This is a genomic window from Streptacidiphilus pinicola, from assembly GCF_003258295.1.
GTDB lineage: Bacteria > Actinomycetota > Actinomycetes > Streptomycetales > Streptomycetaceae > Streptacidiphilus > Streptacidiphilus pinicola.
On sequence record NZ_QKYN01000141.1, the window covers coordinates 1 to 22,289 of the forward strand.

General features: G+C 66.3%; 20 protein-coding genes. 4 read left to right on the forward strand and 16 right to left on the reverse strand.

Annotated features, from left to right (window positions below):
- Window positions 1-345: 345 nt before the first annotated feature.
- Complete coding sequence (locus tag DN069_RS39595) at window positions 346-1,380, reverse strand: hypothetical protein (RefSeq protein ID WP_133260099.1); 1,035 nt, start codon at window positions 1,378-1,380, stop codon at window positions 346-348.
- A 516-nt stretch (window positions 1,381-1,896) separates the two neighbouring features.
- Here DN069_RS39595 and DN069_RS31225 point away from each other — a divergent pair.
- Window positions 1,897-3,852 carry an ATP-binding protein gene (locus DN069_RS31225; protein WP_111506598.1) on the forward strand — a complete coding sequence of 652 codons (1,956 nt, stop codon included), beginning with the start codon at window positions 1,897-1,899 and terminating at the stop codon, window positions 3,850-3,852.
- 907 nt (window positions 3,853-4,759) lie between these two features.
- Here the strand turns inward: DN069_RS31225 and DN069_RS31235 are convergent.
- The 9 genes from DN069_RS31235 to DN069_RS40490 form a co-directional block, all read right to left on the reverse strand.
- The gene (locus tag DN069_RS31235; protein ID WP_111506599.1) at window positions 4,760-5,914 is read right to left on the reverse strand and encodes a tyrosine-type recombinase/integrase; all 1,155 of its coding nucleotides are present in this window, start codon (window positions 5,912-5,914) and stop codon (window positions 4,760-4,762) included.
- Window positions 5,914-6,099, reverse strand: a complete 186-nt coding sequence (locus tag DN069_RS31240; protein ID WP_111506600.1) for a helix-turn-helix domain-containing protein — start codon at window positions 6,097-6,099, stop codon at window positions 5,914-5,916. Before DN069_RS31240 ends, DN069_RS31235 begins: the two co-directional genes overlap by 1 nt.
- Window positions 6,100-6,222: 123 nt before the next feature.
- On the reverse strand, window positions 6,223-7,284 hold the full coding sequence (locus DN069_RS31245; protein ID WP_243639971.1) for an AAA family ATPase: 1,062 nt from the start codon (window positions 7,282-7,284) through the stop codon (window positions 6,223-6,225).
- A 29-nt stretch (window positions 7,285-7,313) separates the two neighbouring features.
- Window positions 7,314-8,183: a bifunctional DNA primase/polymerase gene (locus tag DN069_RS31250; protein WP_111506602.1), complete on the reverse strand. Its 870-nt coding sequence runs from the start codon at window positions 8,181-8,183 to the stop codon at window positions 7,314-7,316.
- A 67-nt stretch (window positions 8,184-8,250) separates the two neighbouring features.
- A complete protein-coding gene (locus DN069_RS31255; RefSeq protein WP_111506603.1) occupies window positions 8,251-8,604 on the reverse strand; it encodes a hypothetical protein in 354 nt (117 codons plus the stop codon).
- Window positions 8,601-9,329 carry a class I SAM-dependent methyltransferase gene (locus tag DN069_RS31260; protein ID WP_111506604.1) on the reverse strand — a complete coding sequence of 243 codons (729 nt, stop codon included), beginning with the start codon at window positions 9,327-9,329 and terminating at the stop codon, window positions 8,601-8,603. The genes DN069_RS31255 and DN069_RS31260 overlap by 4 nt, the downstream gene beginning before the upstream one ends.
- Entirely contained in the window at window positions 9,326-9,979 is a 654-nt protein-coding gene (locus tag DN069_RS31265) for a GGDEF domain-containing protein (protein ID WP_111506605.1), read from the reverse strand. The genes DN069_RS31260 and DN069_RS31265 overlap by 4 nt, the downstream gene beginning before the upstream one ends.
- 99 nt (window positions 9,980-10,078) lie before the next feature.
- On the reverse strand, window positions 10,079-10,549 hold the full coding sequence (locus DN069_RS31270; protein WP_111506606.1) for a single-stranded DNA-binding protein: 471 nt from the start codon (window positions 10,547-10,549) through the stop codon (window positions 10,079-10,081).
- 129 nt (window positions 10,550-10,678) lie between these two features.
- Window positions 10,679-10,834, reverse strand: a complete 156-nt coding sequence (locus DN069_RS40490; RefSeq protein WP_165845721.1) for a hypothetical protein — start codon at window positions 10,832-10,834, stop codon at window positions 10,679-10,681.
- Window positions 10,835-10,887: 53 nt separating this feature from the next.
- Between DN069_RS40490 and DN069_RS42000 the strand changes: the two genes are divergently transcribed.
- Entirely contained in the window at window positions 10,888-11,838 is a 951-nt protein-coding gene (locus tag DN069_RS42000) for an NsdA family TPR-like regulatory protein (protein WP_243639973.1), read from the forward strand.
- A gap of 232 nt (window positions 11,839-12,070) precedes the next feature.
- Here the strand turns inward: DN069_RS42000 and DN069_RS31280 are convergent, their stop codons facing one another.
- Window positions 12,071-12,649: an SLATT domain-containing protein gene (locus DN069_RS31280; protein WP_111506608.1), complete on the reverse strand. Its 579-nt coding sequence runs from the start codon at window positions 12,647-12,649 to the stop codon at window positions 12,071-12,073.
- Window positions 12,650-12,670: 21 nt separating this feature from the next.
- Window positions 12,671-15,340, reverse strand: a complete 2,670-nt coding sequence (locus DN069_RS31285) for an HD domain-containing protein (RefSeq protein ID WP_111506609.1) — start codon at window positions 15,338-15,340, stop codon at window positions 12,671-12,673.
- Window positions 15,341-16,906: 1,566 nt separating this feature from the next.
- Here DN069_RS31285 and DN069_RS31290 point away from each other — a divergent pair.
- Window positions 16,907-18,109: a serine hydrolase domain-containing protein gene (locus DN069_RS31290; RefSeq protein WP_111506610.1), complete on the forward strand. Its 1,203-nt coding sequence runs from the start codon at window positions 16,907-16,909 to the stop codon at window positions 18,107-18,109.
- Window positions 18,110-18,578: 469 nt separating this feature from the next.
- Here DN069_RS31290 and DN069_RS31295 read toward each other — a convergent pair whose 3' ends face one another.
- Window positions 18,579-19,685 (reverse strand): NHL repeat-containing protein, encoded by a 1,107-nt coding sequence (locus DN069_RS31295; protein WP_243639975.1) that lies wholly within the window; start codon window positions 19,683-19,685, stop codon window positions 18,579-18,581.
- A gap of 235 nt (window positions 19,686-19,920) precedes the next feature.
- On the opposite strand from DN069_RS31295, the gene DN069_RS42985 reads away from it, so the two are divergent.
- Window positions 19,921-20,286, forward strand: coding sequence for a hypothetical protein (locus tag DN069_RS42985; RefSeq protein ID WP_243639976.1), 366 nt, complete (start codon window positions 19,921-19,923; stop codon window positions 20,284-20,286).
- 208 nt (window positions 20,287-20,494) lie between these two features.
- Here the strand turns inward: DN069_RS42985 and DN069_RS31305 are convergent, their stop codons facing one another.
- The 3 genes from DN069_RS31305 to DN069_RS31315 all read right to left on the reverse strand — a co-directional run bounded on the left by DN069_RS31305 (window position 20,495) and on the right by DN069_RS31315 (window position 22,204).
- The gene (locus tag DN069_RS31305; RefSeq protein ID WP_243639979.1) at window positions 20,495-21,235 is read right to left on the reverse strand and encodes a DedA family protein; all 741 of its coding nucleotides are present in this window, start codon (window positions 21,233-21,235) and stop codon (window positions 20,495-20,497) included.
- Between the two features lie 127 nt (window positions 21,236-21,362).
- A complete protein-coding gene (locus DN069_RS31310; protein ID WP_111506612.1) occupies window positions 21,363-21,845 on the reverse strand; it encodes an SRPBCC family protein in 483 nt (160 codons plus the stop codon).
- Entirely contained in the window at window positions 21,842-22,204 is a 363-nt protein-coding gene (locus DN069_RS31315; protein ID WP_243639980.1) for an ArsR/SmtB family transcription factor, read from the reverse strand. The genes DN069_RS31310 and DN069_RS31315 overlap by 4 nt, the downstream gene beginning before the upstream one ends.
- Window positions 22,205-22,289: the final 85 nt, after the last annotated feature.

A 22,289-nucleotide genomic window follows, 5' to 3' on the forward strand; every position in this document is an offset into this window, starting at 1 on the left:
CTTACAAAGCAGATGTCGGCGGTTCGAATCCGTCTGTGCCCACCAGCACAAAGGCCCCGCAGCGATCATGCTGCGAGGCCTTTGACGGCATTAGGTGACGGCAACCCCTCAACGCCCCGGAGCAGGGCGGCACGCGGCCTGTGCGCAACGGCCTCTTCGAAGTGCACAGACCGATGCTCAGCTTCACGTGCTTGACGGCGCGCTCAGCCGCGGTGGCCGCTTTCTCCACCTGCCCAAGGCGCTAGCGTCGATTGCGCGCGTGGCCGGCCACCCCCGACGGCGAAGGCACCTGACGAAGGGGCCACTCGCAGCCCCTTGGGCTTCGCCCGTATCGCCCGAGCTGCGTCAGCTCAGGCGGATCGTGACGACTTGCTGCATCCACGCACTGTAGTCCTGAATGGCACCGACAGTTGCTCTTTGAATGGCCTCAACTACTGATTTTGTCTCCACGACGCCACGGCGCTCGAAACCCGCTTCACTTACCATGATCCCTGCGGTTGCGGGAAACTTCTTCCGGGCAATCGCAATTCGATCAAACAGATACGCGACAAGATCGGCGTGCACCTGTAGCGCACCGCTAGCCTCCCTTCCCGTTGGCATGTAACCACCATGGGCGACTTTATGCCGAAGCAAAACTAGGTTCTCCCGCCATCTACCCGTAACTGTCGAACCCTTGGCACTCCAAGACCCACCGATCCGGTTTTGATAATCAGCCCGAACTCGGGACATCAAGGGGCGCGAAAATACGCTGGCGGATTCCCGGGGAGTTGAGCCCTCCTCCCAATGCATCATCATCAATGCCTGATCGAGCAAGACCTCGCTAGCAGTATAAGCAAGCAATACCGCCGCACGCCGATCCCCATCCTCTCGAAGGGCAGCATACGCATCGGCGCGAAGTTCCCCATACGTAATCATGGGATGATTGATGATCTCCGCCTGCACAAAGGATGAAACCCGTCGCCCAGTGGCGTCATCATCGCCAGGTCGGGCAGGCGCCTGCGACGGCTTTAGAGCCATGGTCATCAGCATCTGCGAAGCTGGACCATCCCATCCGCCATCTTCGGGACGAGCAGGCCTAGTCGCATAAAGAGCGAAAGTACCTAGACGTTCCCGCGTCGGGTAGCGCATCGCAGACTTCTCAGCGGCACGGTACGCACGAAGCAGCAGAAAGAGAGCCTCCAGCGAACGCTCGAATCCTACATTCAAAGCCTCGGGTGATGGTTCACAAGACTCTGCGATTCCATCGGGCCGAACGCTGACAATAGGCGTCGTAATTTCGGCCACAGTGTATGCAGTATCTGACCCCTCCCCCTCGCCAGGAAACGGGCCGCGGGCGTTGTAGATGGACTCTGTGAGAACTCTCACGGCGATGTTCGCCATTTCCATCTCATCCGTGACGTAGATCGGATTTGGCCTAGTTCCACTGTGGAATCTGATGGAGACAAAAAGGAATCCATCCCCCCCTACTCCCGGGAGCCTTGCGGAAGCAGTCCCATCCCTTTCGAGATGAAGGGCTGCGTTTTCAAAACCGCCCAGCGAGATAGCCATTGCGATTAGATGACGTCCGGGACTCGAGAGGGTCAAGGGCGTGGGGCAACGCATAAAGTATGTAGCAACGCGTGACATCGGAGGAGCCATGAAGTCGTTCTACACGACTCGCCGACCGTCAACAGCCGGTTTTTCATACCCAGCCAAGCGTGACCAACCGATCACGCTGGCGCGCCCGCTGCTGTCGCGACCGCGCTCCGGCCCCGGTCGCTCCTTGCGCCTGGGGCCGGGGGCTGATCCCAGTAAGGCACTGCGGTAGCCAGGACGGGGAGGTACCTTGAACAAGGGCAAGGGGATCACTCTTGCCGAGGCTTCTAGGGCTGCGGCTCTAGGGGATAGGAGAACAACATGCCCAGATACGTCCACGTGCCGGTCGACGCCACGGCACATCTGGTCCGCCAGGCGTACGAGGCCGGCGGCCCATTCCAGTGGGCTCGCGAGGCCTGGAAGAACTCCGAGGAGAGCGGCGCCTCGATCATCCACTTCGGTATCGAGGAGCAGGCCGCCGAGAACCTCGGGGTCCTGCGCCGCACGATCATGGATGATGGCAGCGGGATGAAGCCCGATGAACTGCGGGACTTCTTGACGACGTTCGGCGGTGGCGGCAAGCCAATCGGGATGGACGAGAACTTCGGTCAGGGGTTCAAGTCCTCAGTGCTTCCATGGAATCCATACGGGGTCGTAGTCATCAGCTATACGGACGCCGCCCCGGAAGGCGCCATGCTGTGGATCCACCGGGACCACACGGGCAACTACGCTCTACGTGAATGGGAAGCTGCCGACGCGAGCGGCGAGCCCCTGGGCTACATAAGCGTCGTAGAGCCGTTCATGGATGACGAGCACGGATGCCACTGGGGACTCATCCGGCCTGACTGGATGACCACGGGCACGATCATGGTTCTGCTTGGGAATGCGGCAGACAGCGATACCTGGATGGGCGATCAAGACCCCTCTCGCAAGGAGACGGTTGACGATCTCATTAGGTACATGAACGGCCGACTGCTCGACATCCCGCTCCGTGACGGTCAGCCCATCGAGACGACCGTCATCGATCTCTACGCCAAGCGAAGCAGCGAGCGGCGAGACACCAAGGACAAGTCCATCACCCTTCCGGACATGCGCACCATGGTCTGGCGACCGCGCCGCGTTCACGGACTCAGCCACTTCATCCCCGAAACAACGATGAAGGGCAGCGTCACAGTGGACAGCCACGGTACCCGTATCGACTGGTCCTACATTCCGGAGCCCCTGCAACCAGTTGGAGGGACCTCGGACTACATCACCCAACGCCCGACGGTTGTCGTCGACTATCAGGGTGAGGCCTACCACTCAGACAGCAGCAAATCGCGCTACCGACAGTTCGGCGTGACTGACGAGATCATGGGCCGCACGTGGCTAGTGGTACACCCCCCGGTCTACAGCGATGCTCGACCTACTCAGTGGGGAGTGCTCACGCAAGCTTCGCGTCACATCTTGATCTCCAAGGGCGGGCGCGAACTCCCCTGGGACGAATGGGGCGACGCCTTCTTCCAGAACTTTCCGGAGGATCTGGCGAAGGCACGGGACGCGGCTCGCGCGGCAAACACCACTCACTCCGACCCGGCGATGGCCAAGAACCTGTCGAGGATTCTCGATCGCCTCAACCCACGCTTCAAGGCCTCACGCGTTCTTAGCTCCGCCGTAGGCAAGATCATCGGAAACCCGACAGGTGCCACCGCAGGTCTGCCCGGCACCAGAGGTGGCCGGGCAGCAACGGGGACGAGCAGCCCCGGCGGCAAGGGCGGCACCGCCGGCCCGCGGCAGATTCTCGTTCCCGCGGCCGGGGGCACGGCAGCCGGCGTGAACGCTGCGGTTCGCGGAGGGTATCCCGCCTTCAAGTGGAAGGACTTCGACTCCGACGAGGCGAAGTACCTCGCTCTGTACGTCAAGAACGAAGACCTCACTGCCGACGGCACCGTGTACAGGGGCGTTGTCTACCTGAACTCGAAGCACCCCGTCTTTGTTCAGGAGTTCACCTACTGGGCTGACCAGGTGTGGCCCAAGGCTGACCCAGCAAAGGTCCAGGAGCTTGTGGAGCGCGTCTACGGCGAGGAAGCCGTAGCCCACGTCGTTCATGCACAGCGCCTCAACGGCACCCTCGTGGCTCGTGCCGAAGACAATAGCCCGGTCGTAATCGGTGAGGACGACGTACAGGCGCTCGTGGAGCCCACGGCCCTGTCTGCTGCACTGCTGGGCCTGATAAACGTTGAGCAGCGCATCTTGACGCAGGGCGGCGGCCTCTTCGGCAGTCGGGCGACTGCCTAGCAAGAGGAGTGCAGCCCTGCCCATAGGGCAGGGCTGCACGTGCGTGTGGATCATGGGTCATGCTGTGCCTGTGGAGCACACGACCTATGACAAAGCCTATGAGCAATGGCGCACTGCACTAGGGTCTTTGACCTCTGGTGTCGCCGAGCTGACCGAATGGCAGGATCGTCGATTCCGGTTCGCTCACAACATCGGCGCGTTGCTCACCTCTGACGCACCAGGAGAAGCACCCGAGGTTGTGGGCCCCGTCATCTACGGAGTGCACCTCCACGGCTCGGGACTCGTGTACGTCGGTCAGACCCAGGAGGCGGAACGCCGGCTGCGGGACCTTCCGGTGGGAGAAAGCCACCACCTGGCCAACACCGTACCTCCTGAGCTCTGGGAGCGGGTTGTTGTCGTTCGGTGGCCGAGCCTCTTGGAACGGCTCGGGTCCGAAGAGCAAAGGGCAGCCGAGGCCCTTGGCTCGGTGATCTGCGGACTCGCCTTGGAACATCGGCTTCAAGTCCGCACGAGGCCGCCGCTCAATGGCCGACGCCGCACTCGGGACGGGCAATGGCGTCCGCGGCGAATGCACGAGAGCCATTCACGAGGGGCCGTGCACTCGGCTGCCCTTCCCTCCCTCGACGCGCTGGTCTGGAGCGCCTGGAACGAGCTGAGTCGGCTTCCCCCTCCCTCAAACGACAGCGCCCGCACGTGCTCAGACGTGGGGCGCGTGGTCTTCCCCTCAGTGCTGCGATAAACACGCCACCGGCGAGGTCTGGGTCACCTGGGCCGCGAGCACACTCCAATGAGCCGGGAGCCTCCCACCAAGCCCTGAGGTCAAGTTCCGCGATCTCATCGGGGCTTGGCTTGAGAGCGTCAGACCGCCCCCGAGCCAGTCGGGGGCGGTCTGCGTGTGAGGTGGTCCTCATGGTCTATCGCGCGGTGAACGGGTTCGAGTCAGGAGTCGGTCCATATGATTCATGGCCTCACGCCGGGTGTCCTCAGAGATGTGGGTGTAGACGTTCATTGTCACGGCGATTTGCGAGTGGCCGAGGATCTCCATGACGACACGAGGAGCCACGCCGGCAGCGAAGAGGAACGTCGCACAACCGTGGCGTGCATCGTGGAGCCGTATGCGTGGCAGGCCAGCTTCCGCAGCGATCCGCTCGAAGGAGCGGCTGAGGTTGCGCGGCTCGATCGGCCGACCAGTGCGACTGGTGAACACGTACCCAGACTCCTCCCACCCGTCGCCAGCGCTGTCACGCTGGCGAGCCTGCCGAAGGCGTCGCCAACGCAGAGGCGCGATGCACATCAGCGGAAGCGGGATCACTCGGGTTCGTCGGTTCTTCGTGCTGTCGGCGTACAGCTCCTTCTGCACCCGCTGGAGTTGGTTCCGAACCGTGAGCGTTCGCCGCTCCAAGTCGATGTCGCTCCAACGCAGTCCCAGGATCTCGCCGCGGCGCAGCCCCAGGGCGACGGCCAGCACGAACGCGGTGTAGAGGGGATCTGGGCGCGCGGCTTCCAGAAAGGCCACGGTCTGGTCAACCGTCCAGGTCTTCATCTCTCGCATCTCCACACGTGGGGCCGGAACCAGGGTCGCCACGTTGCGGCTGATCAGCTCCTCACGGCAGGCTGCCGCGAGGGCGGTGCGGAGCACTCGGTGCGACTCCTTCGCGGTGGCGGCGGACGCCTCCCGGGTGACCGCGACAACGAATCGACGCACGTCAGGGACGCTCAGCGATTCCAGGCGCTTTGTTCCAAGGTGCGGGATCAGGTAGCGCCGGACGTGGGTCTCGTACTTTGCGTACGTGGTCTTCTTCCGCTGCGGCTTGATGAACTCCTCCAGCCAGTAGTTAAACCACTCAGACAGTTTCTGCGAGCGCGTCGGCGTCGGAATGTGCTGGCGGTCACGCACGACCAACTCAAGGCGCTTGGCGTCACACTCCTCCCAGGTGGCGCCGTAGACCGTCTTGCGCTTCCGTGTGCCGTCGGGTTGAGGCACGTACACACGGGCCTCGTAGCGACCGTCCTTGCGGCGCCAGATGCTTCCGCTGCCGTTCGGGTTCTTCTTACGGGCCATCAGTTGTTTTCCTCGACCTGTCGGCGGATAAAGTCCGCGAGGCTTTCGACCGCGATCCGGCGGGATCGGCCGACGGTGAAGCTGCGCAGCTCGCGGGCGCGCAGCAGGTCGTAGACCTTGTTCCGGCTGAGTCGGAGTGCGGCCATGACCTCGGGCACGGTCAGAGCCTCGGGAACGGTGGTCATCGCTGGCTTCTCCCCAGGTGTGAAGCGGTTCTGTGGCGGGTCGTTGTCCCCGGTGTCCCCATGCTGTCCCCCGGCGTCTGCGCTGGTGGGGGTGGTTTCGGGGACATGGGGACGTGGGGGACATCAGGTGGTTGGTTCGGCGTTGTCCCCGTGGTCGGGTGCGGCGAGGGGCGGGGCGTAGGTGCCTCCGGCGCCGCGGCGCAGGTCGCCGGAGTCGGCGATGCGGGGACAGGCACGTTTGACGGTCTCGTAGGCGAGGCCGGTGCCTTCCGCGATCTGCTTGGGGGTGCTGTAGGGGTTGTCGCGGACGTAGGCGATCACGGTGGAGCGGGTGTCGCTGACGGCGTGTTCGCTGGCGGGTCCGGGCAGGAGGGACCAGTTGCCGGTGTCCTTGTCGAACTGCATGGCGTGTTCGGCTTCGTCCACGTCGCGGCCTGTGACGTGGAGGAAGCCGTCTGCCTTGCCGCGGGCGCGCTTGAGGACGATGGTCGTGTCGGCGGCGCCGGCGAGGCCGTTGGTGCCGGACACTTCGGCGAGGAAGTCGTCACTGGCCTGCTTGCGGACGTGGTGGACCAGGACAATGGCCACGCCGAAGTGGTCGGCGATCTTCTTCGGCCGTCCGACGGCGGCGTAGTCGGCGTCGTAGGCGGACACTCCGGGCGCGGCCTGGCCTCGGACCTTGGCGAACACGTCGATGACGACCATGCGGGCGTCGGGGTGATCGGTGAGCCATCCGGCGATCAGGTGGTCGCCGCCCTGGTTGAGGGGCGGGCACGTGGTCTCCAGGTGCAGCGCGGCGGGGGCTTTGCGTCCGGCGAGCAGGTGTCCCATGCGGGACTGGAGGCGGCGCGGGGTGTCCTCCAGGGCGAGGTAGAGCACGGGCCCGGCGTTGACGGGGATGGTGCCGAGGGCGGTTCCGCCGGCGGCGACCTGGAGGCCGAGGCCGAGGGAGAGCCAGGACTTGCCGACCTTCGGCGGTCCGGCCAGCACGGTGACGCCTTCGGCGAGGATGCCGGGGACGGCCCATTTCGGCTCGGGGAAGGTGGCTTCCATGAGCCGGTCGGCCGTCCACAGGCTGTGGAACCCGGGCCGTGGTGGCTGGTCGGGGGCGTCGTCCGGTTCCAGGATGGGCGGTTCGGCGTCGCCGTGCGGGACGACGCGCAGGCGGGGCGGGGGCTGGGTCACCGGGGACTCCCTCCGATCAGCGCGGGTGATTAGGCGGCGAAGGTGCGGGGGCGGCGGGCGCCCCAGCGCAGCCCGGACGCGATGGTGCGGGCGGCGGCGCGCGGGTCGTGGTTGACCTGCGCGGCGGCCTGCATCAGGTCGGCGGTGACGTCCTGCTCTCCGAGTTCGCCGCCGGCCACGAGTTGCCCGAGGGCGCAGGCGGCGGCGTAGAGGGCGTCGTTGTGGTGGTCCGGCGCGCTGGTGACGGTGGCCAACTCGCGGTTGACGGCGCTGGCCAGGTAGCGGGAGCGCCGGTCGGTACCGCGCAGCGCGACCGTGAGCGGCCTCGCGGGTGGTTGCGGGGCGGCCTGGTGGAGGTCGGCGATCCAGGTCGGGAGCGGGGCAACCGGGGCCTTGCTGACGACGTCGTAGCGTCCGGTGGGGGTGCTGCTGCCGGGGGCGACGACGTAGCCGCCGTAGGCGCGGGTGTCGACCTTCCAGCCCAACCGCTTCCGGGTGGAACGCAGATCGGGCCCGTGCTCCGGGTGAGCGAAGTACAGGTGCGTGCCGCCGGACGCGGTACGGACGGTGAACGTGTGGGCGGGGTAGGGCTGTCCGGCGCGCTCGGCGAGGACCGCGAGCACGTCGGCGCCGTCGCTCACCCCGGGCAGCGCCCAGACGGCAGGGCGGGCGTCACCGGGCTTGGGGACGTCCAGGTCCACGACCACGAGCCCGGACGGGCCGGTGGCGAGGCCGATGTTGAACCCCTGCTGCTGCCACCACACGGCCAGGGCCTCGGGGTCGGTGGTGGCCTGGTGCTCCCAGTCGCGGACGGCGGGGGTCTTGTCGCGGGGGACCAGGGGGAAGGCGCGCCAGCCGCGGCGGGCGGCGGCGAGGGCGTAGGCGAGCAGGTCGGCCACGGTGTTCCTCTCGGTGGTGCGGCCGGGCGGGTGGAAGGGGTGTCGCGCCCGCCCGGCCGGGCTGAGTTCAGAACAGGACGTCAGTCGAAGCCGCGAGGTCGGCGGCGAGTTGCTTGCGGTGGTTGCGCTGGGCGGTGAGGCGGGCGCCGTCGTGGCAGGTGGGGCACCAGGCGGCGAGCCGCCCTGCGGGGAGTTGGGCGAGCTTGTGGGGCGGCAGGGTGAAGCGGGCCGGGTCGACGGGTGCGGCGAGCAGCCGGACCGGTCCGGCGTGCTTGCTGACGAATCCGCCGTTGATGTGCTCGCAGCGCTGGTCGGCGGTCTTGTGCTTGCGTCCGCATCCGCCGGTGCACTGGCAGCGGCCCTCGGCAGTGGCCATGACCTGGTCCCACACGGGCAGGGGTGCGACAGGGGGCGTCGTCATGCCGCCGCCTCCACCGACCGGCCGAGCTGGTCGGCGGCGTGCCGGCCGAGCCACTGGGTGTAGGCGGGCGGGATGGCTTCGGCCAACTCGCGGCGCTGGTCGGTCCAGTGGATGCCCATGGCCTGCTGCCACTGGGTGACGGTGCCTTTGCCGCCGCCTTGGCCGTAGACGGCGAAGTACGGGCCGGTGAACCACCGGCCGTGACGCATCCCGGCGACCCGGCCGCGGTGCGGCAGGTGGATGGCGGCGGGTGCGGTCCAGCCGCCGAGTTCGAAGTTGCGGTGGCGGATGACTGCGAGGCCGAACATCTCGCCGCACAAGGTCACGTCCACCCGCATCCGCTTGGTGGCGCGGCCGGGCGGCTGCTCGATCACCCACGGCCCGCCGGTGTTGGCGAGGGCGTCGCGGGTGGGGTCGAGCAGGTCCGCGTACCGGTGACGGTGGTCCTGGTTGGTGCCCACGGTCAAGGTGCAGTCGAACTGGCACGGCGGGGACGCGTGGCGCAGGTCGAAGCGGTGCCCGTGCTCGCGGATGAACGCGACCGCGTCGCACTGCACGAACCGGAACGGGTAGTTGGGCTGCTCGGCGATGTCGACGCCGAGCACGTCGAACCCGGCGAGCCAGTAGCCCATCCCGGCGCCGCCGGCGCAGCAGAAGGCGTCCAGGACGGTCAGGCCGTTCCACGACCTCGCGGGCAGCCACGTAGCGGCCTCACGGACGTTCATGCGGCCCTCCGTGTGGTCGTGGCGGGGCGGTTGCGGTCCCAACGCCGGGCGGCATTGGGGTGCATGTGCTCGGCGTCGGCGAGGGCCCAGAGGTTGCCACCGTGCTGCTTGGCCTCGTACATCGCCGCGTCGGCGGCGGCGAGCGCCGCCGACAGGGACGGCACGGGCAGCTCGGCGGGACGGACGGCGCCCACCGAGGCGGCGGTGTCCAAGGCGAGGCCCTCCCACGTCGGGCCCGCGAGGGCGGCGGCGAGGGCGCCGAGCCGGGCGAAGATCCCGTCGGGACGCACGGTTAAGGCGGCGGTGAACTCGTCGCCGCCGAACCGCCCGACCACGCCGCGGGGACCCGCCCAGACGGTCAGGGCGGTGGCGGTGCGGGTCAGGATGGCGTCTCCGGCGGCGTGGCCGTGGGTGTCGTTGACCTGCTTGAAGCGGTCCAGGTCCACGAACACCAGCAGCCCGTTCGGGTGGGTGAGGGTGCGGCGGGCGGCCTGCTCGAAGCCGTGGCGGGTGAGCACTCCGGTGAGCGGGTCGCGGCGGGCTGCGCGCAGGCGGGCGGTGAGCACGCCGGTGTGCACGGCCCACGCGCTGAGCGGCAGCGCGGCGGCGAGCACGGTCCGGTGCTGGCGGGGAAGGGTGAGCTGGGGCATCGTGGTTCACGTCCTCTCGGTGCATGGCGCGCGATGGGATGCCCGGAGCAGCCGATGAGCCGGCCAGCCAGACGGCTGCTCCGGGACCAAGCCTGCTTGTCAGAACGGCGGTTCTTCGCCGCCGCCGAAGCCGGAGGCCGGGGCGGCGGTGCGGGCGGTGTTCCACGGGTCGTCGGCGGCCGACGGCGCGGCGCTGCCGTTGCGCTGGGTCTTGGTGACCTTGGCGGTGGCGAACCGCAGCGAGGGGCCGATCTCGTCCACCTCCACCGCGAGCATGGAGCGGTCCTCGCCCTGGTCGGTCTTCCAGTTGTGCTGCCGCAGGCGGCCGGTGACGATGACGCGCATGCCCTTGGCCAGGGTCTCGGCGGCGTGGTCGGCGAGGTCGCGCCAGGCGGTGCAGCGCAGGAACATGCCGGTGCCGTCGGCCCACTGGCCGGTGTTCTTGTCGTAGGTGCGCGGGGTGCTGGCGACGGTGAAGCGGGCCATCTGGGCGCCGCCCTGGGTGAACCTCACCTCGGGGTCGTCGGTCAGGTTGCCGACGATCGTGATCTGCGTTTCTCCCACGGACACGGGGTGCCTCCACAACTCGGCAGTACGTGACGGGTGTTGCATGGGGCGCGGGGTCTGTCCGGTCCCCCGCACCGCCCCGGCGCGCTCGGCGTCGGGGCAGCACGGCCGGTCAGGCAGACCGGAGACGGGTCACCAGCAGGCGAGCTCCGCGGCGGCGAAGTTCAGGGACTCCAGGTGCCGCGCGGCCATGTGGAGCAGCGTGGTGCGGATGGTGGGGTCGTCGGTCTGGTCGGCGTCGGTGAGGTAGATCAGGGCGGCGGCGATGTCGTCGGCGACGTCGCTCACGGAGTCGTTGAAGTCGGTGAGGCGGCGACGCTGAGATCGTGGCTGTGAGTGGCATGGAGACGCTGGACATCATCAGCCGACTCCAGGCGTCCGACGTGGACAACGCGACGATGGAGGCGCTCCGGATCACGACCGACCGTCTTTGCTCTGAGTACGCCCTTCTCCCCGCCCCGCAGCTCCTCATCGAAGGTCGCAACTGGCTTCAGCGCGTGCTCGCCCTCCGCGCCCAGCGGCTGACCCTCTCCCAGCACCGCGAAGTGTTGTCCATGGCCGGGTGGCTCGCCCTGTTGGTCGGGTGCGTGGAATACGACCTCGGAGACAAGCGCGGAGCCGAAGCCACCCGCCGCGCGGCTCTGTCGATCGGGGGAGAAGCGGAGCACGCAGGCATCCAAGGGTGGGCCAGTGAAATGCGGGCCTGGTTCGCCCTGACGACCGGCGACTACCGCGGCGTCATTGCGGCGGCGCAGGCCGGCGGCGAGGTCGCTGCCCATCAGGGCGTGGCGGTCCAGCTTGCGGCACAGGAGGCCAAGGCGTGGGCCCGGCTCGGCGACCGGAGGCAGACGGAGGTCGCTTTGGATAAGGGCCGACGCCTGCTCGAAGGCATGCCGTACCCGGACAACCTCGATAACCACTTCGTGGTGGACCCGGCGAAGTACGACTTCTACGCCATGGACTGCTACCGCATGCTGGGCGAGAACCGCATGGCCGAGGCTCTCGCCGGTGAGGTGATCCGGGCAAGCACGGACTTCGACGGCGCAGAACGCTCACCCATGAGGATCGCAGAGGCCCGACTGACGCTCGGCGTCGTCGCTGCGCGGGATGGCGACCTCGACGGTGCGTTGAACTACGGCGAATGGGCCCTCCGCGGCGATCGACAATCGCTCCCCTCGCTGCTCATGGTGAGCCGCGAGCTAGCCACGATCGTGAACCGCGACTACGCCGACGCTCCGCAGGGCCGGGCCTACCTCGATCACCTCACAGAGCTGAGCCAAGCAGCTCACTAACCCACTTCTGTCTCTCATGTCTCCGTGTCCCCGTTTCCACTCTGAGCAGGGAAGATACCGAGGGACACGAGGGACATCCCTGCCGGAGCTCGACCAGTCTCTGCTTGACCACTTGGTTGATCAACAGAGTGGTCAAGCAGGGACCCCGCTTGCCGAACATCTCTCCCTACCCGATGCCCCGGCCGCGAGGGCCCCTCGGCAAGCCGCACCCTCCTCTCGGACTGCCTGTTGGTTACTGCTTCTTCGGCCTTTCCCTATCCCCTGCTGCGCTGCGAAGCGCTTCGAGATTCACCTGAAAGTCAGTTAGCCACGTCTCTGTCTCGCTTTCAATGAGCGAGAAGACTTCACTGGCAAAGCCTTCAATAATCTCACTGGCTTTCGCATGCCGCATCTCTGGATCGCCGGAATTTATCGCATAAAGACCCCACTTCAGTTGATAGTCCTTGATTATGGCGTTCAGCCTCCCCGCGGTGGACATATAGCGGGTCCAGGCAGACGAGAAGCCGAATCCTCGATCCGCTAGGAGCATCCCGCCAGCGCAACCAAAAAGCAGGTATCCATACTCGGAAGGAACCCTTGAATTGGATGCCAGCGAAAGCGTCGGAAATAGAGTTCCAACAGTCACCAAGACTATGCTAAGGAGCCGCAGGAGCTTCGAAACAAATGCTTTCGAGCGCTTCTCATCGAGGTACCACTGATGCGCCTCGATCGCCTCGTTCTCAATCCATCGAAAAAGGGTCTCGAAGCTCTCTTCTGGAGATCCCGGGATGACAACCGGGGCAGCGCCGACTGCAATATTCTTCTGGGGCATTAGAAACCATCGCTTCAGTGTCTACTCGGGCCTCTCAAGTTTGCGGCCTCGCAATCGAACGGGGGTAATCCCACAAACCCCAACTTCGCAAATAACCTCCTTTACGTATTCGCCTTCATCGTCTTCGTTGGGATTACTCTCATGGTTCAGCAGTATTTCATTTCGAGCTATTCCCCATCCCTCGGCTATGGCTCTTTCCACCCATCCAACGATGGTGTTTTCGGCATAGAACTCTCCAGGCATCATCGACCAACCGGAGGCTCGGGCATCATCAAGCCGGCCAGTGTCTAGCGGAAAGACTCGACCCATTTCCACCATCAAGACATTGGCGCAGAGTTCAGCCCCTGGCTTACTCCGCACGAAGTTGAACCAGGCGGCATTCTGAAGAATGATGACGGTCGAATGATGCGTGGCAAAGGAGACGATATCTGCATAATTCATCCATCCTTGCGATGAATGGGCCAGAAGCTCTTTACCCGGATTCGCCCAGAGTTCAATAGCGACCTGAAGCGGCTTCCTCTCAAACCTGTCAGGATCGCCCTCCGAGGGCGGCAGGAGTGAAAGCTGATCGCTCGCCCAGTCCCCGAAGTCCTGTGCGGCCATCAAAGGCACTGCGGAGTCGCGCGCAGCCTTTAGTGATTTTCCGATCACCAGGCCTGCGCAAGACGTGAATGTGGTCTCGGATCGGACGCCGCCAACTACAACGGGGGCTGAAACTGATTGGAAGAAAATATGCGGATCAGCATCGCCATAATCCAGATCCATGCTGTCATCAGGATAATCGGCAACCAGTGCGAGTCGACCACTTAGCGACCCCTGGTGCACGATCGATCTCATTCGGCGGCCAGCGTCCTCAAGGATTTTACTTGAGTGCTTATCTAGATAAATGCGCTTCAGTAGATCAATGGCGTCCATTTCGCGCCAGTCGTTGGCGCGTACGGCGAGAACTCTTTCGGTTTCGCTTGTAACGTACAGGTCGACATCCAGTGCCGGACAAAGCCACGCACAGACTTCTTGCAATGATGGAAGACGACGGGGGCGACTGCTACTGAAAATATCCAGCAGCTGCCCAACGGCAGCGTCTAGTCGGACGCGCACTTCCGTGCCGCCACTGTGAAGTTGTTCGTTCTGTTCGGCTCGCCGGAGAAGTGGGCGACTCTCGACTCCATTCGAAAACTCGAGAATCATGGTGTCTTCTGCTGCCGCATTGTAGCGGCGTGAGGCAACAGTCACCTCTTTACCAAGCATGAAAGCGGAGAAGAACCCGAGGCCGTATCGTCCCGTGGGCCGAAAGCCTGACGAGAGCAAGCCGGGCAAGTCTCTCCGGGAGGCGGCGGTTCCCCAATATGACGTACCGAAGTTCAGCAAAGGACCAGCCATTACTTCCTTCGTCATTCCTACGCCAGTGTCGCGTATAAAAAGCCAAGCCTCTCCCGAGTTCTCTACAATCCCAACGGTGATGTCTCCTGAAATCTCCCAGGCTGGTACGTTGCTGATTTCCATGAGGTGACGCTTTGCTCGAACGGCATCCGCTGCGTTGCTAATTAGCTCTCGCAATGCAATGCGGGGATTCTTCCCATACAATTCCGCCCCGCCCAGTCGCCGCACGAGGCTTACAACATCTGACGCCCGCACCTGAGCATCTATGGGATACCAGCCCTGCGTCGGAATCAGCTCTGCAAGGGCAGTGACATCAGCAACTCCGGCAACCGCTTTGGCCTGAAATCTGGGCTTCTGAAGGTCTGCCAGTATGCCGTCGATGGCATTGATCTCGGCATCCACCATAGCGAGAGAATCTCGGCAAAGCCACCATGCCGCAGCCTCATTTCGCGGGAACGGCCTAGCGCTCGTATAGACCAATCTTCCGTCCCTTAGTTGGGGCTTCTGGAGCTTGTCTTGAAACACCCAGTGATCCTCTGAATGCCCTTGTATGTCGCGAATCAAGCGCAAGAGCTCTGGGGCCCTGCGTGAATCGAGATGACAGGCGTCAGCGCATCGAAGAATGCACGCAAGAACCAGCGGATCGACAGTCCATCCTTCTGGCATTCCTGCCCGAGGGCCGACCTTTGCGGAGAATTCCGACCGTAGATCTTTGCTTGACCACCAGTGGCTCGACGCTATTCGGCCAGCGATATATCCGTAATTTGAGCGCAGTTCGACGTCGTCAATTAGGAACCGCTGCGCCCCTTTATTATGATCGCCATAAGGCGCGCAGGGTATCTCAGCTGCAATCTCAGCATGGTGTTCCCTAAGGTACTGCGCCAAGGCTTTCGATGTAATTTCGCTAGAGATATTCTCGAAGCTCTCGGGGACTGTACCTGTCTCTTCCCGGCAGACGCTCGCCAGCGCGTCCAACCATTGCGGCCCTCTCATGACTGCCGAACGCCCGCCAGGGACAGCAGCGACCCCATTCGCGAGATCATGCACAAGAAAGGAAATCCCGAGCACGTAGATCTCGGCCGGCGTGAGCACATAATCGGCGCCGCATATCAAATCCGCATATTCCCAAAGGGCGTCTATGTGCGATATATCATGTTGAGTGAAATCCGGCATGTCCCGCGCGATCTCAGCCGCAATGAGCGCTGCCGCCCCTCGACTCCGTTCAAAACTTGCGAGGAGGAAGGCGGCCTGCTCGTTCTCACCCTGTGCGGCCTCAAGGATTTTCCACAGATTGGTCTCCTTGTAGGACAAGGCTTCTCCTTCGGCAGCATTTGGCACAAGGGTGCCTCCAACAGGGTCAGATCCCCCAGACAGACCAAGATACGACGATCACTGAGCCCGGGTGATGGGAACTGAGAAATGCTCGGCACCCACGTGGCCTGCGACAACGGTGCCGTGTTGGCGCGCCTCCGACTCTTCGAGGCCGTGGAAGGCGCACGCGGGCGCTTCTCCCGGGGTCGCGTTGGGTGGACGGTCCTAGGGTCCGGGGCGGAGCCGGTTGTTCCCTTGGCCCCTTTGCCCCTCGCCGTTCTACGGCCAGGCGAGATCCCGAGGGACATCAGGGACATCAGGGACATGGCTCCTCGGGTTCCGGCTGGACCACCACCTCTCCAGCGTCACCCTGACACCCACATCGGAGCCCGTCATGCCGCAGGTGGGATTTGTGCGTTGAGTCAGGACTCCTCGCCTGCAAGGGGGTCCAGGCTTGAGCCTCAACTGACCGCGTGGTCTGACCTGCCTTCGGGGCCGGTCTCGTGTACACCAACACATACACCAACAGCCCTAGACAGACAGGGACTCCAACGACCGCAGACGGCAGCTGACTCTTCGGCATCTCAGCAGTTCAGAGACCGCTTCACGGCCTGAAAAGCGGAAGGTCAAGACGTCACGGGTCCCGCCGGCTTGGGGCTGAGCGTGCACGGCAAGCTCGACGGCAACGTCGCCGACTCCGGGAAGACACCAGTGGTGACGGTCGGACAGACAGCTGCATGCAATCGGCAGAGAGACCACCACACTCGAACCCTTGGTCGAGCTTACAAAGCAGATGTCGGCGGTTCGAATCCGTCTGTGCCCACCAAAACGGAAAAATCATCCAGGCCATAGCTAATGAATCGGATATTTGCCAATGCCCAGGTGATGCACCATCAGAGATTCTCTGGACAAAAGTGCAGGTCAGGGCACTGACATACGCGCCCAAGTCCCAATGTCGAGCCAGACTGGCGCGCGTCGGACGAAACTGCAGGCCACGGCCACATGGGCGCGATCGGGCCAGTCGGCTGGAGATGTCCGTCAGGCCCATCCCTGAGGATCGAACACATATATGAAACACATGACGATGTGTTGGCAGTGTCCAGCCACTTGCGTGTGTAGCCGTGCTGAGTAGATGGCCTCAGCCCTCACCGGTGACGGGTGAGACCTTGAGGTCCGGATGAGAACCGCGCGGACGCGGCCCCGTCGGGCACAACGTGGTTGGGGCGACACAGCGGTCCCGTACTGAGTCCTGAAGGACCACTTGGACGGCCCACGCGGGCTGCCGGAAATGACTGCTGGCGGCGGATCGGCAAAACCAGACTCCGACTTCGGCGCCAAAGCCCTCGTCAGCGACCCTGAAAGGTCGTGACCGCGTCGATCACTCGAACGGTTTCCGCTTCTGTCCGTCCTGCCGACGCAGCTGGTGCGCAGGGAGTCGGCGTAACGCGAGGGCCGCACGGGTGGACTCGTGCGGCGGCACGCCGAGTGGGTGCGCCCCAGGCGCGGGGGTGGCGGTGATGATCCTGGCAAGGTCATTTCAACGGAAGAACGGACAAGCCTCCCACCATGCGCCGTGCCCCGGTTCGTCGACTCGCCTCCGCCCTGCTCGCCGTCGCCGCCCTCACCCCCGCCGTCGTGACGGCCCCGTCGGTCCAGGCCGCACCACGGACAGCGGTCCCTCCGTCCGTACAACGCTCCGCCGACGACTGTCCCCTGGATCCCGCGCTGGCCGCCCGCCTCGACAAGGCGATCGAGGAGGTGCGCAAGGAGACCGGCACTCCCGGGATCAGCGTCGGCCTCTGGCTGCCGGGCCGCGGCACCTACCTGCGCTCCTTCGGAGTGGCCGACAAGGCGACCGGTGCGCCGATGCGGTCCGACCTGTTCATGCGGCTCGGCAGCGAGACGAAGACCTTCACCGCGACGGCCGTACTGGAACTGGTGGACGAGGGGCTGGTCAAGCTCGACGACCCGATCGCGGACTACATCCGCGGCGTGCGGGACGGCCGGCACATCACGATCCGTCAGCTGCTGGAGATGCGCAGCGGCCTGTTCTCCTACACCTTCGACAAGGCCTTCCAGAAGGCCTTGTTCACGAACCCGACGCGCCCGTTCACCCCACAGCAGCTGCTGGCGTACGCGCACCACCACAAGAACGTCTTCCCGCCCGGGGCGAAGTTCCAGTACTCCAACACCAACTACATCCTGCTCGGCCTACTGGTGGAGAAGCTCGGCCGGATGCCGCTCGCCGACTTCCTCCGTGAGCGGGTGCTGAAGCCCTCCCACCTGGACCACTCGCTCTTCCCCGTCGCCGCCGAGTTCCCGTCCCCGCACGCGCACGGCTACACCAACCAGACTCTGACGGGCGCCGTCGAGGACAGCACGCACTGGAACCCCAGCTGGGGCTGGGCCGCCGGAGCGATGATCTCCGACCTGAGCGACCTGCACCGCTGGGCCAAGGAGGTCGCCACCGGCAACCTGCTCTCGCCCGCCACGCAGGCGCAGCGACTGAAGTTCATCCCGGTGGAGGGCTTCCCCGACGCGGGCTACGGCCTGGGCCTGTTCCAGACCCACGGCTGGCACGGCCACAACGGCTCCCTGCCCGGCTACGAGAGCGTCACCATGTACCTGCCACAGCAGGACGCCACGCTGGTGATCGTGCTCAACACCGACATCCTCCACAACGGCGCCGAGCCGAGCACCCTCTTCGCCAAGGCGATCACCTCGATCGCCACCCCGTCAAACATCTACGACCTGCCGAACCAGGGCTGACCCGCCCATCGGGTTCCGGGCGTCAGAAGCCGAAGACGTGACGCCCTGGTTCCCTGACGTGCGACGCAATCGCCGATCACTCCCGCTGACCTGCGCGGGAGTGGTCGGCGATTGTCGTCGTTGCTCACCCTTGGTTCACCTTGCACGGCCCAGCGACGGCCCGGAGCAGTGGGTGGCGTCCGCTGGGTAGTGGGGCCGGCCGCGCGGTAAAGGTCGGGTTGCCCGGTCGCTGCCGCCGCACAGCTGCCCGTTAGCGTGAGGTCGCGGTGCTCGCGCTTGAGCTCGTCGATGTAGGCGGCATACGCGTCGTCCCGGTGCATCACGGCGAAGAGACCTTGCTCCTCGCCTTCCGCAGTGGTGGCGCACGTCAGGCTCCCTCGGGTCGCCTCGGGTCGACCGCCTGCCGCCTGCCGCCGGCCGCCTGCGGTCGCCGGCAGGCGGCCCGAGGTCGGCGGTCGGCGCTCGCCGGTCAGGGCGACGTGAGGGCGTCCAGCTCGTTCGTCGCGTCGTCGACGAAGTAGACGATTCGGTGGTCGCGGTCGACGGCCAGCCCGAAGAGCGCGCCGGCGCCACGAGGCGTGCCGCTGGTGTCGAGGGTGCGGAAAGCGAGCTGGTGACCGTCGGCCGCGGTGTCGACGAGCAGTCCGTCGCCGCTGTTGACGGTGAGGATCTCGTCGTGCGGGGCGATGGCCAGGCCGAGCGGGCCGTTGAGCTTGCCGCCGGAGGTGACGACGCGTCCGGTGCCCGCGTCGGTGCTCCGGCTGGAGGCGTGCCGGATCGCGGTGATCCGGTTGCCGAGGGTGTCGGCGACGTAGAGGGTGTCGTCGCGGCCCAGGCCGACGCCCGTGGGTCCGATCACCAGCGCGTTCGGGTCGGTGCGCTCGGCGAAGCCGGAGCCGATGCGGGTGGTGGAGACGAGCTCGGGCGGCTGGTCCTTGCCGTGGGCGCAGAGCGTCAGGCGCAGCACGGTGCCCTTGTGGACGATCCCGCCCTTGGCGTGGACGGTGCCGTTGAGGACGTTGGTGACGAACAGGTCGGTCGTCGCGCCGTGCGTGGTCGCGGTCATGTCCCAGGGCCCGTTGATGCCGTGGCCGGCGATGGTCTCGCGGACCCGGCCGTTTCGGTCGAGGACGAGCAGGCAGCCCGCTTTCGCCGTGGCGGCCGAGCCGTCCTTGGTGGGCAGACTGCCGACCACAACCCAGCCACCCGGCAGCACGGTCAGCGCGGTGGTCAGTCCGACGCCGCCGGGGCAGGGTCCGGGCAGGTGGCGCGCGTCGATGCGCGCGAACGGGGTGACCTTGCCGTGCGGGGAGACCTCGACCAGCGTGGTGCCGGTGCCCTGCAGGTTCTTCTTGTTGTTGAAGTTGCTGACCAGGATGTCGCCGCGGCGCAGCTTCCCGTCGCTGTGTTTGATCAGCGCGGTGCCATAGGGGTTCACGTCGCCGTTGGCCGGGACGGTCGAGGCGACGGTGCGCACCGTGTGCAACGGGCCGACGAACGGCCCGGGAGCAGCGGCGGCGGGAACGGCAGCGGCGGCCGTCACCGCGAGACCGGTCACGGCGGTCAGGGCGGTCACGGCCTTCAAGGCAGTCAGACAAGCACGCACTGCGGGTTTCACGGGCTCCTCCGTCACGTCCTCTGGGTGCCCACGGTCGGGGCGACAGCCGATCACGCTAGGCGCGGTCGTGGCCGAGACGGCGCTGGCGCGCGCTGCTGCGCCGGGAAACCAGCCGGATGGAAGCGGGCCAAGGGGGTTCAACAGCGCGTCGTAGCTTGGGGCCTCCCCACCGATCGGACGGCCAGGAGCAGCAGTGGGACCCGCGGCAGCACAGGACGAGGCCGACAACGCCGACGCCGCCGGGAGGCGGCGCGCGCGGCTCGTGTCGCGGCCGCTCTTCGCGGCCGGGTTCACGACCGCCTTCGGGGCCCATGGCGTCGCCGCGAACCTGGGTGCGTTCACCAGCGGACGCCACGAGTCGCTGCTGGTGCTCGGTGGTTTGCTGGCGCTGTACGACGGGGCCGAGGTACTGCTCAAGCCGGTGTTCGGCAGCCTCGCGGACCGGATCGGCTGCGCACCGGCCTGCTCGTCACCGCCGCCGGACTCGCCCTCGCCGTCCTGCCCGGCCTGGCAGGCCTGCTCCCGGCGGCGGTGGCGATCGGCGTCGGCACCGGGCTGATCACACCGCTGGGCTTCGCCGCGCTGGCCGCCACCACCCCGAGGAGCGGCTGGGACAGACCATGGGCGCCGCCGAGCTCGGACGTGAACTCGGCGACGCGGGAGGTCCCTTGCTGGTGCTCACCGCTCTCGGCGCGGTCGCCGTCGGCGGCAGACGGCCGACCGCGGACTGACGGCGGACTGAGCGCTGGCCCCGGCGCAGGGGTCTGTCAGGACCGGTCGCCGACGCGATCGTCCACGCGATCGTCCACGCGGTCGTCCACGCGGTCGTCCGCGGGACGTCGGGGCGGTGGGACCGCCCGGCCCGGCCGGCCCGATCGGACAACTCGGCCCGATCGAACCGATCGGCCCGGCCGGAGGGCACCGATCAGAGCCGGCAGGAGTGACGCCGCGAGAATGGCGAGGGTGAGCGGCACGAGCTCGTGCTCCAGTCCCGGGGCACGGGCGCCCAGCGCGTACCCGGCCAGCACCATCGTCTGCGACCACAGCAGCGAACCGACCGACTGCCAGAGCAGGAAGGTGCGGGCGGGCATGCCGGTCGCGCCGGCCAGCGGGCTCACCACGGTGCGAACCACCGGCACGAATCGCGTCACCACGATCGCGCGCGCCACACCGTGACGAGCCAACAGCTCCTCGGCCCTCACCAGCCCGGCGCGCAAGCGGTGCAGGCGGGGCCGGTCCAGCAGCGCCCGCCCGCCGCGTCGCCCGAGCCAGAAGCCGGCCTGGGCACCGGCGATCGCGCCGACCGCGGCGCAGACCAGCACCTGCCAAAGGACGAGCCGGTCCTCCACCGCCCCCGCCGCGCACACCATCCCCGCGGGCACGAGCAGGGTGTCGCCGGGGAGGAAGAAGCCGACCACGGGCAACCCCGACTCGGCGAACACCACCAGTAGCACGCCCAGGGCGCCGAACCCGGACAGCATCGGCTGCGCTCCCGTTCCGAACCCCACGGCGCGCCCCTTCCCCGAACGGGCGCACGGCGGTCCTCGCCCTTGTCGTGACCCCGATCATCCTGGTGCCCACTGGAGTTGCGGTGGTGTCAGCCACGGAGGCGGGGCGGGGGTGCTGGTCGACGCGTCAGGCCTCCGGTGCGAACAGGGCCGCGAAGCGGGCCAGGTAGAGCGGCCAGCCCTGGTCGCCACCGACGCCCTCGCCGACCGCGGGCCAGCCTGGGCCGTGGCGGTCGAGGTGACGGTGCTCCAGTTCGACCCGGGTGCGATTGTCGCCTTCGGCGACGAAGCGGACCTCGACCTCACTGGTCAGTTCCGGGTCAGTCTCGATCTGCCACTGCGGGCCGATGTCCCAGCTGAACACCACCCGGTGGGGCGGGTCGAAGGCCAGCACGCGCGCCCAACGGCATTCGCTGCCGTCCTCCGCGCGGTCGTAGATGTGGCCGCCCACGCGGGGCTCGAAGACGGTCTCGACGATGGGCGCCTTGAGCAGGTTGTGCTCCGCGGGCTTGAAGTCGCCGAATCGCTCGGTGAACGCCGCGAACGCCTGGTCGAGCGACGCGTTGACCACGACCTGCCTGCTGACCACCGTGGCCTCGGTTGCGGTCATGGTTCCTCCTCGGCTGCTGGTTCGACGGGACCCGCCTGATCGACGGGCTCGGCGGGCTCCAGGGGATCGGCTTGGTCGGCGATGGCCTCGTAGCCGGCCAGCGCTCGCTGCCAGAAGGCGTCGAGCTGGTCGCGCAGCGCGGCGACCGCCGTCGGGTTGAGCCGGTAGATCCGCCGGGTTCCGACCGCGCGCTCGCTGACCAGACCGGCGTCCTTGAGGATCTTCAGATGCTGGGAGACCGCAGACCGGGTGACCGGCAGCTGTTCGGCGAGCTGCCCCACCGCCTGCGGCCCTTCGGCCAGACGGCTGACGATCGCCCGCCGGGTTCCGTCCGCCAGCGCGCTCCAGCCGTCTCCCACTCCGTTAGCATCCACTAACCGTTAGTGTGCGCTGACGGATGGCGCCGGTCAACCCCCTGTGGGGTCGGAGCCGGTACGCTAACGG